The 882-nt window shown below is 76.4% G+C and carries 1 protein-coding gene and 1 pseudogene; both read right to left on the reverse strand.

The window, feature by feature from the left end; translation table 11 throughout:
• Positions 1-444, reverse strand: a 444-nt coding sequence (locus VR45_RS05785; RefSeq protein WP_045938587.1) for an ABC transporter ATP-binding protein, incomplete at its 3' end; no start/stop codon positions are given.
• Positions 441-882, reverse strand: a pseudogene (locus VR45_RS05790) (energy-coupling factor transporter transmembrane protein EcfT); the annotation flags it as partial. The pseudogene VR45_RS05790 and the gene VR45_RS05785, both read right to left, overlap by 4 nt.

The raw sequence follows: 882 nt of genomic DNA on the forward strand, positions 1-882 counted from the left end.
CTGCTGCTGGCCGCCGGAGAGCGAGCCGAGTGCCCGCTGCCGCAGTTCGGCCAGGCCGAGGAGGTCGAGGGTCTCCTCGACCCGGCGCCGCATCACGTCCGGCGGCAGGCCCAGCGACTCCATGCCGTAGGCGAGTTCGTCCTCGACCGTGTCGGTGACGAAGTGCGCCCTCGGGTCCTGGCCCACCGTGCCGACCAGGTCGGCGAGTTCGCGCGGCCGGTGGTCCCGGGTGTCCCGCCCGTCGACGGTGACCCGGCCGTGCAGCACGCCGCCGGTGAAGTGCGGGACGAGGCCGCTCACCGTGCCCAGCAGGGTCGACTTGCCGGAGCCCGACGGGCCGACGAGCAGGCAGAGTTCGCCCTCGGGGACGGTCAGATCGACGCCGTCGATCGTGGGCGCCTCGGCGTCGGCGTACTGGACGCCGACCTGTTCGAAGGTGATCACGGAGTCCTCCCGGGCCCGGACGGGGTCCTGGCGGTGGTGGCGGCCTTGCCGGCGGCCTTGGTGGCGGTGGCTTCGGCGGTGCTTCCGGTGGTGCTTCCGGTGGAGTTGCCGGAGGTGGCGCCGGTGGTGTTCGGCGGCACCGGGGTGACGAAGGCGGGGAGCAGCCCGAGCAGGACGGCGGCCGCCGCGGCGACCGGCAGCACCGGCGCGGTCGGCGGCACCACGGTGGGGGCGAAGGCGAGCGGGTCCAGCGCGGCCAGCCAGGCCGTCGCCGCCACCACCGCGACCCCGGACCCGGCGGTGAGCCACTCCGGCAGCGCCCAGGGATCCGGCCGGTAGCGGGTCCGGATCGAGCGCCGCCCGCCCAGCAGCAGTCCGGCGAAGGCGGCGGCCAGGCCGATCACCAGCACCGGCGCCGCCCAGCCGGCGCCGCCCGCC

Source organism: Streptomyces sp. NRRL S-495 (genome assembly GCF_000966955.1).
Classification (GTDB): Bacteria; Actinomycetota; Actinomycetes; order Streptomycetales; family Streptomycetaceae; genus Kitasatospora; species Kitasatospora purpeofusca.